The sequence below is a fragment of the Thermodesulfobacteriota bacterium genome, from assembly GCA_034189135.1.
GTDB lineage: Bacteria > Desulfobacterota > Desulfobacteria > Desulfobacterales > JAUWMJ01 > JAUWMJ01.
The window spans coordinates 1-19,530 of the sequence record JAXHVO010000054.1; the positions used below are offsets into that span (position 1 = coordinate 1).

18 protein-coding genes are annotated in these 19,530 nt (G+C 45.5%); 11 read left to right on the forward strand and 7 right to left on the reverse strand.

Features of this window, described 5'->3' with window-relative positions:
* Positions 1-193, forward strand: a 193-nt coding sequence (locus SWH54_07460; protein ID MDY6791088.1) for a hypothetical protein, incomplete at its 5' end; no start/stop codon positions are given.
* Positions 194-521: 328 nt separating this feature from the next.
* Here the strand turns inward: SWH54_07460 and SWH54_07465 are convergent.
* Complete coding sequence (locus tag SWH54_07465) at positions 522-1,874, reverse strand: glycosyltransferase family 4 protein (protein MDY6791089.1); 1,353 nt, start codon at positions 1,872-1,874, stop codon at positions 522-524.
* Between the two features lie 445 nt (positions 1,875-2,319).
* Between SWH54_07465 and SWH54_07470 the strand changes: the two genes are divergently transcribed.
* The 5 genes from SWH54_07470 (at position 2,320) to SWH54_07490 (ending at position 6,613) form a co-directional block, all read left to right on the forward strand.
* The gene (locus SWH54_07470; protein ID MDY6791090.1) at positions 2,320-3,396 is read left to right on the forward strand and encodes an FAD-dependent oxidoreductase; all 1,077 of its coding nucleotides are present in this window, start codon (positions 2,320-2,322) and stop codon (positions 3,394-3,396) included.
* 119 nt (positions 3,397-3,515) lie between these two features.
* Complete coding sequence (locus SWH54_07475; protein MDY6791091.1) at positions 3,516-4,367, forward strand: CheR family methyltransferase; 852 nt, start codon at positions 3,516-3,518, stop codon at positions 4,365-4,367.
* Positions 4,368-4,460: 93 nt separating this feature from the next.
* Positions 4,461-4,967 (forward strand): NUDIX hydrolase YfcD, encoded by a 507-nt coding sequence (gene yfcD / locus SWH54_07480; GenBank protein MDY6791092.1) that lies wholly within the window; start codon positions 4,461-4,463, stop codon positions 4,965-4,967.
* A gap of 40 nt (positions 4,968-5,007) precedes the next feature.
* Entirely contained in the window at positions 5,008-5,673 is a 666-nt protein-coding gene (locus SWH54_07485) for an MBL fold metallo-hydrolase (protein MDY6791093.1), read from the forward strand.
* Positions 5,674-5,746: 73 nt separating this feature from the next.
* Positions 5,747-6,613, forward strand: coding sequence for a PAC2 family protein (locus SWH54_07490; protein MDY6791094.1), 867 nt, complete (start codon positions 5,747-5,749; stop codon positions 6,611-6,613).
* Positions 6,614-6,784: 171 nt separating this feature from the next.
* Here SWH54_07490 and SWH54_07495 read toward each other — a convergent pair whose 3' ends face one another.
* Positions 6,785-7,792: an OmpA family protein gene (locus SWH54_07495; GenBank protein ID MDY6791095.1), complete on the reverse strand. Its 1,008-nt coding sequence runs from the start codon at positions 7,790-7,792 to the stop codon at positions 6,785-6,787.
* A 303-nt stretch (positions 7,793-8,095) separates the two neighbouring features.
* Between SWH54_07495 and SWH54_07500 the strand changes: the two genes are divergently transcribed.
* From SWH54_07500 to SWH54_07520, 5 genes are all read left to right on the forward strand, one after another.
* Positions 8,096-9,472 carry an FAD-binding oxidoreductase gene (locus tag SWH54_07500; GenBank protein MDY6791096.1) on the forward strand — a complete coding sequence of 459 codons (1,377 nt, stop codon included), beginning with the start codon at positions 8,096-8,098 and terminating at the stop codon, positions 9,470-9,472.
* 89 nt (positions 9,473-9,561) lie between these two features.
* Positions 9,562-11,598, forward strand: a complete 2,037-nt coding sequence (locus SWH54_07505; protein ID MDY6791097.1) for an adenylate/guanylate cyclase domain-containing protein — start codon at positions 9,562-9,564, stop codon at positions 11,596-11,598.
* Positions 11,599-11,949: 351 nt separating this feature from the next.
* Positions 11,950-12,501, forward strand: coding sequence for a GAF domain-containing protein (locus tag SWH54_07510; protein ID MDY6791098.1), 552 nt, complete (start codon positions 11,950-11,952; stop codon positions 12,499-12,501).
* A gap of 708 nt (positions 12,502-13,209) precedes the next feature.
* Complete coding sequence (locus SWH54_07515) at positions 13,210-14,883, forward strand: Na/Pi cotransporter family protein (protein MDY6791099.1); 1,674 nt, start codon at positions 13,210-13,212, stop codon at positions 14,881-14,883.
* 85 nt (positions 14,884-14,968) lie between these two features.
* Positions 14,969-15,406 carry a pyridoxamine 5'-phosphate oxidase family protein gene (locus SWH54_07520; protein ID MDY6791100.1) on the forward strand — a complete coding sequence of 146 codons (438 nt, stop codon included), beginning with the start codon at positions 14,969-14,971 and terminating at the stop codon, positions 15,404-15,406.
* Between the two features lie 13 nt (positions 15,407-15,419).
* On the opposite strand, the gene SWH54_07525 is transcribed toward SWH54_07520, so the two are convergent.
* The 5 genes from SWH54_07525 to SWH54_07545 form a co-directional block, all read right to left on the reverse strand.
* Complete coding sequence (locus tag SWH54_07525) at positions 15,420-15,800, reverse strand: pyridoxamine 5'-phosphate oxidase family protein (protein MDY6791101.1); 381 nt, start codon at positions 15,798-15,800, stop codon at positions 15,420-15,422.
* An 89-nt stretch (positions 15,801-15,889) separates the two neighbouring features.
* On the reverse strand, positions 15,890-16,192 hold the full coding sequence (locus SWH54_07530) for a hypothetical protein (protein ID MDY6791102.1): 303 nt from the start codon (positions 16,190-16,192) through the stop codon (positions 15,890-15,892).
* A 72-nt stretch (positions 16,193-16,264) separates the two neighbouring features.
* Positions 16,265-17,473, reverse strand: coding sequence for a methyltransferase domain-containing protein (locus SWH54_07535; protein MDY6791103.1), 1,209 nt, complete (start codon positions 17,471-17,473; stop codon positions 16,265-16,267).
* Positions 17,474-17,679: 206 nt separating this feature from the next.
* Positions 17,680-18,567 (reverse strand): LuxR C-terminal-related transcriptional regulator, encoded by an 888-nt coding sequence (locus tag SWH54_07540; GenBank protein MDY6791104.1) that lies wholly within the window; start codon positions 18,565-18,567, stop codon positions 17,680-17,682.
* Between the two features lie 147 nt (positions 18,568-18,714).
* The gene (locus SWH54_07545; protein MDY6791105.1) at positions 18,715-19,518 is read right to left on the reverse strand and encodes a hypothetical protein; all 804 of its coding nucleotides are present in this window, start codon (positions 19,516-19,518) and stop codon (positions 18,715-18,717) included.
* Between the last annotated feature and the right edge of the window lie 12 nt (positions 19,519-19,530).

The window sequence follows — 19,530 nt, forward strand, 5'->3', positions numbered from 1 at the left end:
CTTTAACGAGTTGCCAATGCAAGTAAATTATGCATTTTCTGGAAAATCTTCGTTTTACTTCTATGCGATTTTACATCGTAAATTCAAACAGTTTTCAATTGTCGTTCAGACACTAATTAAATCTTTATATGCAAATACCATGCACAGCAAGAGGATATGCAAATATATATTGAATATTCAAGTGGTTGAATAGAATGGCTTATGAGCCGGCCTGTGTCATTATTACCTATAGATCACAGATATTATGTCATCCAGTTCATACTATTACCCATGATGCCTAATTTCCTGAAGACAGTAAAACGGTTTGAAAGCATATAATACCCCAACTGAGCTTAAGCAAAATGTAGAACTTATAAAAAAACCACTCTCTTTTCTTTGTTCTGCGTGAAAGTCAATGATTCTCCACCTTCTGCATTACCAGAGACACTCAGTTTGCGATGTTTCCGGTTTGGTTGGCAGAAAACCAAAGCGAATGAGGACAGACAAACGTGGACTTGAAAATGGGGGATTTGAAATTCGCTTTAATTGTTTAAGTATTGATACATTACCAGGTGAGGCTCTATATCCAGATGAACATTATTTTCAGAAATTTGCGTTGCTCTGGACAGCTGCACTACCGAATTGCCAAAAAATGACCGTAATGCCGCATTAAGCTGGTTGCAAAGGACAGAGTATGAATAATGCCTGGCGGCAATTTTATAATTATAATTTACCATCTGTTCTCTTCTTTCAGGAGATTGGAGAATCGATTTTATTTTTTCCACCGTTTTTTTGGTAAGAAACCCATCCATCACCGTAATGTCAAATCCCAACGGCTCAATGTCGCGAACAAAGGTGGCATATCGGTTTATTAAAATAGGCTTTTTAAAGTAAATGGCTTCCAGAAAGGCATTTCCGAATCCTTCATATAGGCTGGGATAGGTGATAAAATCTGCAAATGGATACACATCCCAAAGGGAAGATCCGGTGTTGCCATTTCCGTTATCGGCCCAGGGGTCTGCGATTTTGGTGGCAACCAGACGAAGATCCACATCATGTTCCCGGGCATAATCTTTTAACCATTCCGCATATTCATAACCTTCATCTCCTGCTTCATGGGACACAATCAGTTTGTTTCGTGGATCCTTAAGCTCCTTGACGAGCTCGATGGCATATTCGATCCCTTTTCTCCTTATTATGCGTGTGGGTTGCAAGATCATTCGGTCATCGGATTGTAAACCGATAGATTCACGGAAAACCCTGGCGCCTTGGGCATCGAATGATGGTGGGTTGTCAAAATCGATGACATTTGGAACAATAATTGAAGAAATACCGGTACGAAGTGCAAGCTGTTCCTGAGCTTCGGAATTGATTACCACATGTTTGATATTGGGAAGGTTGGGTGGAAACGCCATGCGCAGATAATCATTTACCGCATTCACTGAAAAGCGAACCCTTTCCCAGTAAAAATCGTGGTTGTGAGAAATAGTAGGCATTTGAGTTTCAGCAACGGTTTCGGTTAATGCAAGACCCAACGGCACATGCATCGGGATGGTGAGAACATTTTCCGCAATAATAAGATCGATATTAAAGTGGTTGATAAATTCGTGGAGTTTTAATTTGAGTTGAGACCTTAACTCGTGAATGGCTTGGGTCACCGAGGGATTTCGCCTTTTGTTCCCCAAAATTTGTTCATTGATCCACTGATTTTTTTCATATTTAAAATAGGCTTCCGGGACCAACAGGCTTTTGGTCATATCCCGATCCAGTCTACCGGCAAACCAGAAACAATTGTGTCCGCTCTTGGCAAAAACATCCGCCCACTTACTTGCTTCCAGAGTAACGCCGTCCGTGCCTGAGAACCGGGTTGAAATAAATCCTATGTTTATGCTCATGTATCCTATATTCTGGCTGATTAAAAATGAAACCGGTGTTTCTTAAAAATAAATCTCCCCAGTGAATCCTTTTTCATTTGAAGCATCCATATAACAACATATTGTAGTGTGTCAACAGTATATATCAATATATTGTGATTAATTTTGCTTTGGCGGTTTTTCGCTATAAAATTTCATCAACTGATTTGAGCCGGCCGCTGAAAGGCTTAGCAAAATCCACACGTTCCTGTACCTGCCACTTTCCCAACTTCCTGTCAAGCATTATGCTTTGCCTGGCTTACATCGACACCAGTTATTAAAACCCGCTGTGATGAATATATTCTTTACCTTCTTTTCGATTTTTGCCATAATCCTCATTTTTATAAAATATCTCCTTCATGGAATACGCAACCATGAAAGTGACACTCTAACGAAGCCTTTAGAGATCTTACTGGACCATTGCCATATGCCCACGGAAACAGTTGATACCATAATTATCGGAGGTGGCCTCAGCGGTATATATGCCGCCTACCTGCTGTCCCAAAGGAAGAGGCCTTTTGTTGTTCTTGAAGCCCGTGGACGTCTCGGTGGCAGGATTTTAAGCCCTGAGCATCAAGAATTTCACTCCGATCTCGGTCCCTCATGGTACTGGCCCGCCATTCACTCCAAAATGATGCACCTTATTCAATCCCTGGGCCTCAGGGGTTATCGCCAGTTTGAAGAAGGTATGGGCCGTTTTCAAAGTCCCAATGGCACCGTCAAGACCGTCAGCGGTTACGCCATGGAACCCCTTTCCTGGCGGCTTTCCGGTGGCATGATGGCACTGATCACAAAACTCTGTGAGGATATCCCGGAAAACGCCATCAGGCTCAATCACCCGGTCTGTAAAATCGAAAAAAAGCGCACCCGTGTTCTGGTCAGTGTCGGCGAACTAGATAGGGAGCCCTGGATCTGCTTCAGCACCAGCAAGGTCATCCTCGCTTTGCCCCCGCGCCTTGCCGCCGCCACCATTCTGTTTAACCCGGAGCTGTCGCATCATTTGACCCAGGCGATGCTGAAAACCGGTACCTGGATGGCAGGCCAGGCCAAATTCTGTGCCCTTTATGAAGAACCTTTTTGGCGCCAGTCAGGCCTCTCCGGCCAGGCTTTCAGCCAATGCGGTCCTCTCAGTGAGATCCATGACGGATCCAACCACAGCCTGGGGCCTTACGGCTTGACCGGCTTTGTCGGTATTCCGGCAGTGCAGCGTAACCATCAACCACTCCTTACGGAGGCCATTCTCTCCCAACTTGCAATCATCTATGGCAACGCTGCGGCACAACCGGCGACCTTTTTCTACCATGATTGGGCGCGCGAACGATTTACCGCCACCCAGTTCGACCAGCCACCGATGATCGAACACCCCCTCTATCACCCCCCTGCAGGCCAAACCTCCATTTGGGACGGCACCATCCATTTTGCCGGCACGGAAACCGCAGAGCAAAACGGTGGCTATCTTGAAGGCGCCCTGACCGCAGCCGAACGCTCTGTGATAAACCTCTAAGTTAGCAACCATAATGACACCAAATTGATTCATTCCAAACCGATTAAAATGGCGGTTCGGCAAAATAAAATATGACTTAACATTTGCCATGTCAGATGTTAAGTAGGATTTAGGTTAATATGATGAGCCGTCGCAATTATGTTGAATTTCTGACCTGGGCCCTGCCCAGGCTCTCCATGAGGTACAAAGGATTCCGCAGGGTGAAGCGGCAGGTATGCCGGCGGATAGACCGGCGTATGCGCACATTGAATTTATCCGGTCTGGATGAATATAAACAGTATCTGATGGCAAACAACGATGAATGGCATACCCTGGATCAATTTTGTCGAATACACATCTCTCGATTTTTTCGCGATACCTATGTATTTAACCCCATGATGAGTTCCATCTTGCCGGAGCTGGGACAGACAGTCAAACAAGAAAAAGGCAGGATCTTGTCCGTTTGGAGCCTGGGATGCGCATCCGGTGAAGAGGCCTATACCTTTAAAATTATTTGGCATGCCCTGCTGCAGGATCGGTTTCCTGATATATCCATTCAAATATTAGGTACGGATATTGATGAACATATGCTGGCGCGCGCCAGAAGTGGTAAATATAAAAAAAGCAGTTTAAAGGAAATGCCCGATTATCTGATTCAATATGGTTTTGAAATTTCAGGTGAAAATTATTGCTTAAATGATCTTGTAAAACAGGGTATTGAATTTTTAAATCAGGATGTACGTCAACAAATGCCTCAATCCTTGTTTAATATCATCGCCTGTCGCAATCTGATCTTTACCTATTATGATTTAAATCTTCAACAGAAACTGACCCAAAGATTGATTAAAAGACTGACACCCGGGGGCATTCTCATTTTGGGAAAGAATGAATCATTGCCTAGTGATTACCCTGAGTTGGTTCAACATAATCAGTGCAAATTGTTTTACCAAAAAGTTCAACGATTCAACAGGTCGAAGGATCGACACACTTGACCGGTGATATTTACACTGTCATAAGCGGCTGTATTTTGAACACGGACAAAACAATAAACACCTTCACAAAAGCGGCTTGAAAGTATATCATACATGAATTCCATAGATGAAATCGTTGCCATTGTTGATGAAAACAATCATATCATCGACTCTGCTCCCCGATCGGTGATGCGTGCACAAAATCTTCCTCACCGCGCATGCTACGTGCTGGTCTTCAACTCACTTGATAAAATCTTGGTGCAAAAACGAACCCAAAGCAAAGATGTCTATCCGGGTTATTATGACATCGCCACCGGCGGCGTTGTGCTGGCGGGTGAAACATACGAAGAATCGGCCCAAAGAGAGCTGGCGGAAGAAATAGGGGCAATAAATATTCCCCTGAGGAAACATTTCGATTTTTTCCATCAGGATAGTCACTGCCGGGTGTGGGGACGAGTTTTCAGCTGTAGATATGACGGCAAAATTATACTTCAGAAAGAGGAAGTAGAAAGCATAGACTACCACACCATCGCAGAGATAATGAAACTAAAGGACATTAAATCTTTTACCCCGGATGGCCTTTATGTACTTTCCCGCTATCAGATGAAAGGGCTGAGTTGAAAGAAAACCGTTCAACATTTTTATAATAAGGATACATGCCATGAAGATTACCGATGAAATATATCAGGTGGGCGGGAGTGGATTTTCCTCGCCGGAAGATGCCGCCATCTATCTGATCGTTTTTGCCGAGCACGCGGCGCTGGTGGACGCAGGCTGTGGCCGAAGCCTTGAGAAGGTCATACAAAATATCAACAGGTGCGGTATTGGTTCAGGACAAATCGACTATCTTTTGATCACCCATTGTCATTTTGATCACACCGGTGGTGCTGAGGCCCTAAAAGACCAATTCCAGTGTCGGATTATCGCCCATGAACTTGATGCCAAATATCTGGAACAGGGAAATGATACGGTAACCGCGGCAAATTGGTATGGCGCCCACCTGAAGCCGTTTCACGTTGACCGAAAATTAGTCACCGCCAGAGAAATAATTGATTTGGGCGGCAGGAATATTGAAGCCGTCCATGTCCCGGGGCATTCTCCTGGATCGGTGGTTTATTTGACCGAGTCTGAAGGAAAAAAAGTGCTCTTTGCCCAGGATGTGCACGGCCCTCTGGATTCAAGCTTCCGGTCCAATAAAAAAGACTACTTCACATCCCTCAAACGGCTGCTGTCACTTGAAGCCGACATATTGTGCGAAGGACATTTTGGTATATACCGGGGCAAAAACGAGGTGGCCGGGTTTATTGAATCATTCCTGCCAAAATAAACCAACGCCCCCACTTCTTTTTGTGGCAAAAGCCATATTGACATTCCCCGACATGAATGACAAATAGAGAAATATGGATGAACAGGGAATTCATATCGAAAAAACAGTCGAATTGAGCTATCCGCTGCTGATTGCGGGGTTTGACGGTTGGGGTAATGCGCTTAACGTTTCCAAGGGCATGGTTTCTTACCTGGTTCGTAGCTTGAATGCCGAAATATTTGCCAGAATTAATCCGGATCATTTTTACCGCTATGATGAAGACCGCCCCGGGGTCAAGATAGAAGACGGCCTTTTGAAACAATTTTCCACACCTGGTGGTGCTTTTTATGCGGCAAAGACAGGACAGGCTGAAAGGGATCTGGTTATTTTAATGGCCGATGAACCACATTTGAACTGGTTTAATTTTATCGACGGGCTGTTTTCCCTTTGCCAACAGCATGGAATCAAGACCATTATTACCCTGGGTAGCATGTATGACAACGTTCTCCATACCGACCGAATCGTATCGGGAATCGTCTCGGACCCGGAGTTGTTTTCCAGGTTAAAAGAGAAAAACGTCATTCCCATCAACTACCAGGGCCCCAGTGCCATCCATTCCATCATACAGTCCCAGGGATCCCAGCAAGGCTTTCATTGCATCAGCCTGTGGGGCCACTGCCCGTTTTATCTGCAGGGGACCATCCACTTCGGTCTGATGGCCCATCTGGGCAAAATGCTGTCGCACTTTGGAGAGTTTACTTTAGACACGCAAACCCTTGAGGCGAGCTGGCAAGAGCTGGACAAACAGATCCGTGAACTGGTGAACCGTAATCCTGAGGTTCAGTCCATTATCAGCGAACTAAGAAAGGCCAAGGTGAGAGGGTCATGGGAAAGTATGAAGGGATCCGCTAAAAAGAGCGACAAAGTCATTAATCTGACGGATTTTCTCAAGCCGGGCTAAGTCGAAAGTGACCGGACATGCTGTCGGAATCCATTTGGCAAGGCAAAATCCTTAGGCATGGCCTGAAACGTCCACTCTGCAGAACCCGGCCCTGGATACAGCCGAAGACTCGGAACGCACTACTTCTTCCAAGAGCACGGGTTCTCAGCGAGATAGATCAACTACGCTATTTTATCCTCCGGGTAAAATCACGATATCGACCCGCCGGTTCATCCGCTTGTTTTCCGGAGTATCATTGGGGGCCAGGGGGTGATATTCCCCGTAACCCACCGCAGAGAGTTTTCTGGGGTCCATATCTGTTTTATCGGTAAAAAACCGTAAAACAGCCAGTGCCCTGGCTGAAGAGAGTTCCCAGTTTGAGGGAAACTGTTCGGTATGGATCGGCACATTATCGGTATGCCCTTCGATCTGGATATTATTTTCGGGATATCTGTTGATGGCCTGAGCTATTTTTGCCAGAGATTGCTTGACCTTTTTTTTCAGCCTGGCCTGGCCTGAATCGAACAGGATACTGTTATCGATGTTGATAATGGTCTTGGTTTTATATCGTTTTAGGGTGATTTCGCCATTTTCAATCTCTGCTCTCAACTGTTTTTCGATCTGATCGGCCTGTTGGGAGAGTTTATTGAGCGCTTTTTCCTTTTCTGCGTTCATATCTTCAAGGATTTTGATCTGATCAAGCAGTTTCCCGGTGAGTATTTTATGCGACTGTATCTCATGGTCCAGTCGGTTGTTCAGGGTCTCAAGTTCATCCCTGTATTGCGACTTAAGCGTGCCGATGGTATCATTTTTTGCCGCAATATCGGTGTCATATTTTTCCTGAAGCTCGGTAATCTGCTGCAGCAGGCCCTGGGTTTGTTCGGTGGATTCATTTTTCAGGGTGGCAATGCTTTGGTTTAGCTCATCCTGTCTCGAAGCGGCCACGGCCATATCATCTGTGTATTTTTCCTCTAAGTCTTTGAGTCCCTGTTCAAGGCTTGAAATCCGGTTTTTCTGTTCTGAAATGGTCTTATCATTTTTCGCTTTGGTAGCGGACAGTTCTTCTTCAATTCCCTGTTTTTCATGTTCCAAAGCCGTGTAATCACTCAGCAGGCTGGTGTAGCTTTTTTTGGTTACCACACAACCCCCGATTAATGAAATAAGCACACAGCAAATCATGAGCAGTCCGGTTGTTTTCATGTCAAATCTCCTTTATCCGTTTTGAAAAAAGATGATCCAGCAGCGATGAGACTTTGTTTTGACAAAAACGAGTATATGCCCACCCCATTGATGTGTCAAGGTCTTTGAAAATACACGTTATAAATACAAACGGTCGACTTGAACTGATCAGGGATAAGGAGCATCCGTGGTTTCGGGTCATTGGTTGAATGGAAATTACCATAGCAGGGGAATAAGCAATCCTGCTGGTAGCTGGATAGGGATTTGACTAACCCGGTGAATTGTTTTAAACTCCATTAAAAAAAATCGGGTAAAGGAACCCCCATGAAAAATTTACCGAAATCACCCTTATCACTGTGGCTGGACACCTACGGCACTTACATACCCGAACCACCCCTGCAGGGAGAGGTAAAGGTGGATATCGCTATTATTGGAGGAGGATTTACGGGGGTGGCAACTGCGCACGAACTGAAACGGGCTGAGCCGTCTTTGCGGGTAGCGATTATTGAAGCTGAAACCGTTGGCTTTGGAGCCAGCGGCCGTAACGGATCATTCGCCATGACTGTGGTGGGTCTGGGATTCGGAGTTACGGCCATGTTACGGGGAAAGCAGTTTCTCAGCAAGGCCCATAAGTATATGATGAAAGCCGTTGATCACCTTGATGACCTGATTCAACGGGAAAAGCTGAATTGTGACCGCATCCGGCCGGGATTTTTAAGAACCGCGACCACAGATGGCTATGTCAAGCGCATTCAGCATGATGTCAAACTTATAAACTCCCTCGGATTTGATGACATCTCCTGGCTTAAAGCCCGGGAGGTACGTGAACGTGTCAATTCGGATCGTTATCTGGGAGCCATGTGGGAGCCACGCATGGTGCTGATCAATCCGGCCAAACTGGTTCGGGCGGAAAAAAAGCTTGCCTCAAATATGGGAGTTATGTTTTTTGAAAATACCCCGGTTATGGAAATAACTTCAAAACCGGTTTTCCGCATTAAAACACCCGGAGGGAGAGTGTCTGCGGAACAAATTGTTTTTGCCACCAACGCCTATTCACATCTTTTCCCCGGTCTCAAGCGAAAGCAGGTGCCTGCGTTTACTTATATGATCGCCACCGCTCCACTTAGCGATCGGCAGCTTGAGCCGATTGGCTGGGACGGCTTTGAAGGTCTGGAAGATGCCCGCAACCTGATCCACTATTACCGGCTTACCCGTGATAAGCGCCTGGTAATGGGGGGAGGCCCGGTCGGTCTGACCTGGGCCAACTCTCTGGATGCAGATAGCAATGAAGCCGCCTGGAAGCACCTGGAAAATCATATCCACTTTCTTTTCCCTTCGCTTTCCGGGGTAAAAATCACCCACCGGTGGGGAGGACCCTTTTCGGTCACGGTAAATCTGACTCCTTCTCTGGGTTACCTGGGTAATAAAAGGGCGGTGTACAGCCTGGGATGTATCGGACATGGTGTCTCTATGAGTCACCTTAACGCCTGCGTACTAAGAGATCTTCTGCTGCAACGCCGGAGCGGTTTACCTGAATGCCCTTTTGTCAACCACAGGGTCATCCCCTGGCCCCCCGAACCTCTTCGCATGGCTACTATCGGCGCAATTCGCGGTTACCTTCAAATCGAAGACTGGTTTCATGAACGCAAGTTGCCACGGGCAGGAAATTTAAACAACAAGCAGGGAGCAAGCAAAATATAGCGAGTTTTTGCTGAGTATCTTTAAATTCAAATTGGTCTATAAGCTTTGAAAACCATATTTATCATCACCAATACAAAAGGGGTGATTCGATGAGCGCAGAAAAATATAAAAGAAGGCTGACCGCCATTTTTAGTGCCGATGTCGTTGGATATAGCCGACTCATGGGTGAAGATGAGGCCGCTACCGTTGATACGATTACCAACTATCGTGAAATCATCGCCGATCTGATCGAACAGCACCGGGGTCGAATGGTGGACTCTCCAGGAGATAATATCCTAGCCGAATTTGCCAGTGTGGTCGATGCTGCCCAATGTTCCGTGTCTGTCCAGAAGGAAATCCAGGCCCGTAACAATGAACTGCCTGTGGACCGAAGGATGCAGTTTCGCATAGGGATCAACCTGGGCGACGTGATTGAGGAAGGAGAAAGGATATATGGAGACGGTGTAAATATCGCGGCAAGGCTCGAAGCTCTTGCAGACCCTGGCGGGATCTGTATATCAAAAACAGCCTTTGACCACATCGAAAGCAAGCTGCCTTTAGGATATGAATATATTGGAGAACAGTCAGTCAAAAATATTTCCAAACCGGTGATGGCTTACAAGGTATTAATGGACCCCAGGATTATCACATCCGGTGAAATTAAGCAGAAAAAAGAGATGCCACCCTGGTCGAAAAAATCCGCCATTGCAGTGGGAATCGCCATCATTACCATTTTCATGGCGGTGGGAATCTGGAGCTTCTATCTTGGCGGTCGTTTAACCGAGCGAGCCACAGGGGGGAAGGCCTCCATTGTGGTTTTACCGTTTAAGAATTTGAGCGATGACCCTGAGCTGGAATATTTCAGTGATGGTATTACCGAAGAGCTGATCGGTGCACTGGCTGAAGTGAGAGGACTGAAAGTCATTTCTCAGACCTCGGCCTTTTTTTACAAAGGAAAAGATGTGGATCTTCGCACGGTAGCTGAAAAGCTCAAGGTGAACAACGTGCTTGAAGGAAGCGTGAGAAAGTCCGGCAATAAACTTCGGATCAGCGCCCAGCTTATTAAGGTTGCCGATGACACTCACCTGTGGTCGGAAAGCTATGACCGAGAGATTAAAGGGGGATTCGATATTCAGGATGAGATATCTATGGCAGTTGCCAAAAACTTGAAGGCGCAACTCCTGGGAATTGAGGACGAGCTTTTGGCCCATGACTACCTTCGGCGGTTTAGTGTCGATACAATTATAAAACAAGGAGAAAAGATAGAGGGCGGGTTGTCGGCCTTTGGTGCCAATATAGAAATGGCCGGGACGGTGAATGGGGGTCTTGAAGCCTTTGGAGCAAATATAACCATTTCGGGAAAAAATCAGGGTGACCTCAAATTTGCCGGCGCAAATGTAATTCTCGCCGGAGAATTCCTCGACATCGTGAAGGGTCTATCGGCAAATTTAACCATTTCAGGCACCTTTGAGGATGACCTTGTGGTAAGGGCAGCAAGGATAACGATCGCTCCATCAGCCGTGATCAAAGGTGACTTTGCATACTCCACCGCCTTGTTTGAACGAAAAGAGGGATCACAGATAATGGGGAAAGTGGTCCAGTTGGAGAGCGAGGAAGGGGAAGTCTGGGCACGAAATAAACCGCAGTATGAAAAGGGCCCCGATTTTTTGGCCAAGAGCCTGTTTTGCATCATCTCCGCCATAGCGCTTATTATTGTCGGGTGGCTTGTCTATTACCTCTTGCCCAAACAGACTGAAGAAATAGTTTCTACCATCGCCGGTTCGATGTGGAAAAGTTTGGGAATCGGTTTGATCGTTTTAGTGGTGACGCCGCTTTGCATCATAATCACCTTGCTTACCGCCATAGGAATACCCGCGGGAATCATCATGGCTTTTCTTTACATCATTATGATATATATCAGTCGTGTGTATGTGGGGCTCTGGATCGGGAGGATGCTGTTGGGAAATTTTAAAGAATCATTGACCGCTTCCTTTTTTTGGCCTTTGGTGACCGGGACCATCATTATCGGAATCCTATTGCTCATTCCTGTCATCGGCTGGCTGTTGAGATTCTTTCTCCTCTTAATCGGTCTGGGTGCCATGTGGCAGGTTTTATGGCATTTTGTTAAACCGGTTAAAACCGTATAGGTTATTTTGCAATGAATTGGGGGCATTCTGTCGCATTAAGATCAGGCAAAAGGCAGCAATTTGTCCCTCTGAGTCATATAGCAAATTCAAGTCCAATCCAAATTTTTCCGCAATTCACCCGCCGTATTTACCGATGGTTTTGACAGATACCCCCAATCCTGTCTTGACAATACAGTGGTTTTACGATATCTTAATTTTACTCGCCTGTATACTCATTAAAATTGTCGTTGGTTTTTATACTCCGCTACACATAGAGATTCAACCGATTATAGTAAAAAGCCTTAACCTTTCCCCTTCCTTGATCCCAAGAAGGGAATTTTTATCACCCGTCTTATATGAAAGGAGGCAAAAATGAAACGGCAGATCATTAACTACGAAACCCTGCTCAAAGTCACCAAAGCCATGTCCCTGTCAAGGGATCATGAAAAGGTCATCCAGATCACGGTGGAAGCCGTCCGGGATACCTTGGACATCAAGGGCTGTGCTCTCTTTCTGATCAATCATAATACCAATCAACTTGAGGTGGCGGCATCCTGTGGACTCAGCCAGGAGTATCTGAACAAGGGGCCGGTCAGCTCGCTGCATTCCATTGCCAAATCCCTGACCGAAGGACCGGTTGCCATCTATGATGTCACCGACGATCCCAGAATCCAGTATGCAGAAGCCGCAAAAAGCGAGGGGATCGCGTCCATTCTATCGGTACCGATTTTCGTCCGGGGCCAGATCATCGGTGCCATGCGGGTTTACACCTTTGAGCACTGGGAATTCACCCTGGAAGACGTTAACTTTGTCCAGGCACTGGGACAGATCGCGGGAATACTGATCGACTTGAGCAGGCTTATTCAGGGACAACAGGAGCACATCGACGTCCTGACTACCATGAAGGAAGCCAGGGAGATGTAAAAAGGCAGGGTGAAAACAGCTTCAACCCATACCGCGATTTCCCGGAGACTTCTACATCTATGGAAAAGCTTCAGGACTCCTAAATGAATATCATATTTGCCCGGCTGCCAGGCGTACCTATCTAAAGCAGCAGGTTGGGGGCATTGGTTTATAAATTGAAAGTTTGCTGCATCCTATCCCCCTTGTCAGCCACAAAGTATTTGTTTTTATATGAACACTTCTACAAGATTTAATGAATCGTGCTTTCAAGGTTGACTGTTCTGCGTTGACCGTTCTGCATTCTTTGCCGGCAGTCGGCCTGTTCTTTCTTTACGATCTCTTATATACAAGTTTTTCATCGTTAAAAACGGAACATATTTATGACAAACCGTATAGTATCATTATTCAATCTTTTATCCCATAATTCCTCCATCAATTAGCAGGACGGAAAATAGCTGTTTCTTCTTGAACTTGCATGTGGCATACAGAATTTAATAGTTTACACACATCGTTTATACAGTATTTATTTTGTTGTACTTTAAAGCGTTTCGATTTATGGTATCATTTATCCTTTATGATATAAAAAATTTCACCCCACCATCAATAGTATCAAAAAGGTCTTCACTCCATATCTCCCTTGACTTTAAGCGCAGTTAGAATTAATGCATAGCCGCCTTTTCACAGGAGTACTAAACAGCATTTTATGATGAAAGACGAAAGGATAGAAAGTTGAATATAATAAATGTTATCATTCAAACAATCGGTGGATTAGGCCTGTTTGTCCTTGGCATGAAGATGATGACAGAAGGTTTGCAGATGTCTGCCGGCAAAAGGATTAAAAACATACTGGGGGCTGTTTCTGCAAACAGGGTGGTCGGTTGTATCACGGGAGCCGGTGTAACCGCCATGGTACAGTCATCTTCGGCTACGACAGTCATGCTGATCGGTTTCGTCAGTGCCGGGTTAATGACATTACAACAGGCAGTGGGGGTTATCCTGGGTGCCAATGTCGGAACCACTGTCACTGCGCAATTAATTGCTTTTAAACTTACCAAAGCGGCCCTGCCTGCCATTGCAATCGGTGTATCACTCAAATTTTTTACCAAAAAAAAGAAATACAGATATATGGGTGATGTTATTTTAGGATTTGGCCTCCTTTTTTTTGGCATGACTGTGATGAAACTTGGGCTGTCGCCCATTAAAAGCGATCCGGCCTTTATTGAATTTTTTACCAAGTTTGACCCGGGCAGCATTGGCGGCCTCCTTCTATGTGTAATGGTCGGCGCTTTTCTGACCATTATGATTCAATCTTCATCTGCCACAGTTGGATTAACAATGACATTAGCGACTCAGGGATTATTGACCTTTCCGGGTGCTATGGCACTGGTTCTTGGGGAAAATATAGGGACCACCATTACGGCTGAACTGGCTACGATTGGATCTACAAATATCAACGCACACAGAGCCGCAAGGGCGCACACGATGTTCAATGTGATCGGTGTCGGATTAATGCTTTTAATCTTTCCGTACTTTGTCGGTATCATTGAGTTTATTACCGGGCTGTTGGGCGCAGGACCCGTCACCAGCTTGATTAACGGTGATTTGGTCAATGTCGCTCGATATATCGCCAATGGCCATACCATATTCAATGTGCTCAATGCAGCTGTATTCCTGATTTTCCTCCCTTTGCTGATCAAGGTTGCGATTAAGTTGTCTCCCAAACAAGAAGAGCCGGAGGATATGTACAGACTGCCCGACTTTGGAGACAGATTCATTGATACACCCATCGCCGCTTTAGCCAAAGCCCGGAGTGAAATTGTCAGAATGGCCGAAATAGCTATTCTAACATTTAAAAATACGATTAATTGTATAGAAGATCGAAATTACAACAGGTTAAGCAAATGGAAACGTATTGAAAACCATTTGGACGCCATGCAGAAAGAAATCACTGCATATTTGACTAGAATTTATCAAAGTGAGGTGAATGAATCTGAGGCCAAAGAAATCTCCAGTTTGATGAGGATGACGAATAATATTGAAAGAATCGGTGATTCAGTGGAAAACATCGCACAATTGATGGAAAACTATATTGAAAACGATTTGAAGTTTACACCTGCCGCTATTGCGGACGTTAAAAAAATTTCAGGTCAGGTAACAAACTTTCTCCTCTTGGTTACCAAGGGAATGCAAAGCCACCATGAAAACTTCATGAACGAATCGGATTCATTAGAAAATTCAATCGACCATATGAGAGAAAATATGCGCCAGGGTCATATTTCGAGGCTTCGATCCGGTGACTGCGCACTTGATCCCGGTCTGGTATTTATTGACATGCTAACAAACTTTGAAAAAATAGGAGATTATTGTTTCAATATTGCCGAAGCGGTGGCCGGTCTTAAATAGAATAAATGGCAATTGAAGGTCTGCCCCTTTATCCAAAGATATTCAGAATATATCCGGGTAAATCACTCGGCGGAGGTATTTTCTGATGCTGTCAACCATGAAAGCTCTGGTTAAAGAAAAAGACATCTGTGTGCTGGCAACGGCATCCACCGATGCCGTTCCACATTGTTCTCTGATGGCATATGTTTGCGATGAAGCATGCCGGAACATTTATATGGCGACGCACAGGTCCACCAAAAAATACAAAAATTTACAGCAAAATCCGGCGGTCAGTTTGCTCATCGATTCCAGAGACACTAATCCCCGCCAACAGGTTCGGGCGCTGACTGTAACCGGAGTCTATCAACCCATGGTCAGCGAACGAGAAAAAGAGCAGGTCAAAACCCGACTGCTCGATCGCCACCCTCACCTCATCGATTTTATGGCTCATCCGCATACCGTCATATTAAGCATTAAAGTGCAATCTTTCTTGCTCTTGAACGGAATTACCCAATCCCATTTCGCAAGCCTAAATGACGGTTAGCTTCTCCCAGGATCTAGTGTTTATCGCCGATTAGAGGCAGTTCTTTGTCCAGCTTGAAAAACGCCAGGAATCTCGATTCTTTACTTTCCTCGTCAGCAGGGTAGCTTCGTCGGGACAGCTTATCGATCAAAGCCGAGTTTTCTTCTTCTCGAATTTTGGTTAAGTATAACCGCTTTCCTTTATATCCGGCGCCGTCCTCTTTGAACAGAAAGGATGCGTGAGGATTCGACCGGATATTCTCGTGAGTGAGCCGGTCCCGCATGATAAATGCCAGTGACCCGTCATCCATGAAATGAGGTCTGGAATAGACCGCTGCATTCACCTTACCACTGCTGTCTGCCGTCGACATAACGCCGAGGCCTTTTATGTTTGAAAAATATTCTTTAAGCTCCATAAGAACCTCCTCAATATGCTAAAAATATGCAGCAGCAAAAAGGCTGCCGCATATTTTGATTATAACGCCCCAGTCTGCCAGCCACCGGTTTAGCCACCGAAATTGCCGGCACCGATTACATCAATGGCGTCCTCGTATTTTACACCGATCACCTTATAGGCATTATCGATTTCTCCTCTTTCAGCCCCCCACTCGGTGGGGCATTCGGTTCGGAGTCGCTCGGTCCGATCATCCAGATCGACCACAAGCATTCGAAGATCTTCAACATTGGAAAGCACTCTTTGCTTATCAGCGGACGGTAATTTGTCCAATTTATGCTGCAAATCAAAAAGTCTTGCCTTCCATACGGTAAGTTCCTGTTCCAATCCTTTGCAATAGTCATTTATATTCATGGTATCCTCCTTATTTTACTTTCAGTCATGTGATCAATAGAAAAGTGATATCTAAAATAATTAGATTCACGGCTATTTTCTGGTACCCCATACGGCAAATATCGGATCCGACCATCTTTTTTCAGAAAAATATTTGTCATGATGCGGTCTGGGCAGACCTCTCATAGAGTAGGTCTGTATATCTTTATACAAACCGGATTGCAGAAAGTACTCCAACACAAGGCCCATGCGTTCGAAATCGTGCAACTCCTTCCAGATACCGGTGACTTTGGGAGGAAACCATCGATTGGAAAAAGTGATCATAAATTGGCCGCCCGTCCTTAAAATCCGTGCGATCTCTTTAAAAACTTCGAACGGATGAATAAGGTATTCAACCGAAAGTGAACAGATTGCGGCATCATAGCCTCCTGTTTCCAAGGGCAAGGTTGGATTTTGATTCAGGTCATAAACCATCCGGTCGGTGAGTCGTACGTTATTATTCAGCTCTTCTATGTTGAGACCAAGTCCGTTCAACTTGTTAAGATTCAGGTTATCTGGAATGTATGATGTCCAACTGCTCATCAGATCAAGCACTCGCATGTTGTCTTTGAGAAATTTGCCGTAAATACCGGTAATCACTTTTACGGCACTCTCATCGATGTGATGGACAAATCTTGGCTGCCGATAGAAACGGTCGTCCGGGCGTTCATCTTGCCGTTTAAACGGAGTGCCAGAAAAAAAATCGGTCGGATGTTTTTCCCACCGGGCTTGCATACCGGGACCGTTTGCAATCAGTTCCATCCAATCGTTACAGCTACCACCACGATCAACCGTTTTGCTGCGGACAGCATTTATGGTTCCTTTGATATAAGTCTTACTTTTCGCCAGCGGATGATTGAAATCAACCATCAGATGATTGTTTTGAACTCCCACACATCGGAATGGCTGGATGTTTTGGGGTAATATGCCGCCGATATCCTCGAGGATCCCTTTGGGATAGAATCGTCCCTCCCGGGGTTCAATATTATCACTCGATTTAAATCGATGGTTAAATTGAGCCTGCTTCACCTCAAAAGTATTCCGCATATTGTTTCCTGGAACCACGATACCCGGTTCAAAATCGATTTCGATCACACCCCCCGCAGCTTTACCATTCAGCCTAGCGAGCAGATCTTCCGGCATACAATCCTTCCAAAAATTAATATGATAAGCTTCGAAATGTTCTGAATGTAACGCTTCTGCACTTTTCCAGTTCATTTCAAAGTGTATGTCTGCAACCGCATTTTGGTTAATGATGTTCATCGCGTTCACCTTTCATCCAATCCGAATGCATTTTTGGAATGTATTGCTACACATGTTATAAGTTAGTACCGCAGGTAATAAAATCAATGGGAGATTTTACATGGTTTATTGATAGGGAAATACCCTTAAAAAATAAAATTCGCCTGCCGATATCGAAGCGTTGCAGACCATCATTCGTCCGGTTGCCAAACACCCGCTGAAAGTGGTTAGGACAGGGACAGCAAATAGGACCTTAAGTTGGTCGACTTATTGGTAATTTTTAATTTGGCTCTAAGGTTTTTGCGGTGGAAATGTATGGTGGTGGGTGAAACATTGAGGAGGTCGGCAATTTCTTTACTGCTTTTGCCATCTCTGATAAGGGTGGCGACCTGCATTTCCTGCGGAGTGAAGAAAATACCGGCAGCAGCCAGGTTTTGCAGAAACGGTGAAATGATATCGTTTACATGGGCATCGATGATTTCAACAAAAGTTTTCTCCCTGGGTTTCAGTCTGGATTTTCTTAATTTATCCAAATAAGGAAGGACCATTTGTTTGATGTTTAGTAAAAATTTCTTTTCCAGATCCACTTTGTCGGCTTCTCTTTGGGTGAGCAATACCTTCAAAGCGATGTTGGATTCCTCGAGGCTTTGCTTTTGAAGTTCCAATTCCTGTTCCCTTGTTTTCAAAGCCTCTTCAGCCAGTTTCAATGCGGTAATATCTTCATGGCTGACCACCACCTGGACCGGGTCTTGATGTTGAATCCGAATCACCCGCATGTAGTACCAGTGTTGCTTATCAGGGGAATGGCATGGATAATCAAATAAAAATTCATCCATATCACCTTTGATCACCGAACGGATACCGTCAGCCACTTTTCTGGCGCGGGTTGCTTCTTCGCCGGTTACCGCCTCACATATTTCCAGGTAATTGACTCCAATGGAATCATGCTCACCCTTCATCTGATTGGCGCCGGCATAATTTATCCAGGACCGATTGGTTTCCATGATGACCCCCTGCGCGTCCAAAATGGCGATGTTAGCCGACAGGCTATTCAAAACGGTTTTGGGCAGCAGGTCGTTGACATCTTTAAATTCCGCATTTGGCCGGTATGGCATGGATTCGTTCCCTATTTATACTGCTAAAAACTTTCGCTACACCTAAGATTTAATGTCTTGTTGGTATCATACCAGGCCACTAAGCTCAATCGATGGCACCCATCATGTAGCTGCCATCAGAAACCGAGCTGGTGAAACAAGGGCCATCTAAAATTTTCTCGTCGTTTTGCGAACATGGTCACCGATTCGCTTGATGCGATCCATTTCCTCTTCGCCCAAAGGCCCCAGTTCAAGAGCCGGAAGATCCTGGCGTAATTGTTCGACGTTTTTGGGTCCGCAAAGACAAACATCCACCGCCGGATTGGACAGCACAAAGCGATAACAATCACTCGGTACCGGTACCGATTCGCCCATCGGCATCTTGGCGGCATTCAGCATCTGACCCCAGCGGGTAGCGGTATAGGTAACGATTCCCGGTCGGTCGTCTTCCGTCAATGAAGAAAAACATTCCTCTTCCGCACCGCGATGGGCCGCATTGTATCGGATGTGAAACAGGTCGAACTGGCCGGTGGCTGCCATTGACGGGAAAAGGGTACGATTGTGTCCCGACATCCCCAAAAATCGAAAAACTCCATTTTCCTTCAATGCCATGACCCGGTCGATCAACTTTGGTGAAGGACGGCGATTGTGCCAGCCTAATATTAGGATATCGGCCTGTTCCAGACCGATTGATCTCAAATTTTTTCTCAACAGGGATTTGGTCAGCAGGCCGGATCTGGCATAGGTGTGAATGGCAACCACCAGCTGGTCTCGCCGGCCTTTTCGACAGAGGTTTACGATGGCCTGTTTCATACCGGCCCGGTGTCGACCGGAACCCAGATAAAAATAATTACAGCCTTTTTCAAACGCCTCCTCGAAGGCACTTGCAGGCGCACCATAACTGGCGGCCAGTCCCAATCGCCCCACGCGCAGACCGGTTCTGCCCAATATGCTCTGTTTGTATTCTTCCATTTCAACGCTTCC